The organism is Vibrio sp. 1402, from assembly GCF_033340275.1.
The window spans coordinates 1-834 of the sequence record NZ_JAWOWE010000157.1; the positions used below are offsets into that span (position 1 = coordinate 1).

An 834-nucleotide genomic window follows, 5' to 3' on the forward strand; every position below is an offset into this window, starting at 1 on the left:
GCTTCAGCAATGTTAACCTTGCCAGCGCAGGCGATAACAGTACTTACAAGCATTAAACCGATCCAACTGATGGTGACTGAACTGACGGAAGGCGTCACTACTCCTGAAGTGCTAGTTCAGTCAAACGCATCACCACACGATTATTCGCTGCGACCTTCTGATGTAAAAAAAGTCGCGTCTGCGGATTTGGTGATTTGGTATGGTCATGATTTGGAACCGTTTCTTGAAAAAGTCGTATCAAATAGAGCTAGTACACTGACGTTAAGCGAAATACCAAATCTAGCACTTCGTGAGTTTGATAGTGCGCATTCGCATGATCACGACGGTCATGACCACGGTAGCCACGACCCGCACTTTTGGTTGGGTATTAAACCGGTTAAACAGGTCGCCCAAGCTGTTGTGAACAAATTGGTGGAAATCGATCCAGCTAATGCGAAAACGTACAGCAACAATCTTGTTAAATTTGAAGAACAGCTTGCGGCTAAAGATAAGGAAATAGAGCAGCAGTTAGCACCAGTGAAGAACCAAGGATACTTCGTTTTCCATGATGCGTACGGTTATTTTGAAGAGCGTTACCAGTTAAATAATCTAGGACACTTTACGGTGACTCCCGACCGAAAGCCGGGTGCCAAGACGCTGATTCAGATCAGAAAAACATTGGGAGCAGGTAACGTGGCTTGTGTGTTTTCTGAACCTCAATTTACACCAGCCGTTGTCGAGAGTGTGATGCGTGGCAGCAATGTGGCCAAAGGCGAGCTTGACCCATTAGGCAGCACGATCAAAGTGGAGCCAGGCAGTTACTTTAACTTGTTAGGCAACATGGCTGACAGCTTT

Annotated in this window: 1 protein-coding gene; it reads left to right on the forward strand. The window is 46.0% G+C overall.

From position 1 onward, the window contains the following. On the forward strand, positions 1 to 834 hold an 834-nt coding region (gene znuA / locus R7044_RS24785), incomplete at both ends, for a zinc ABC transporter substrate-binding protein ZnuA (RefSeq protein WP_225455944.1).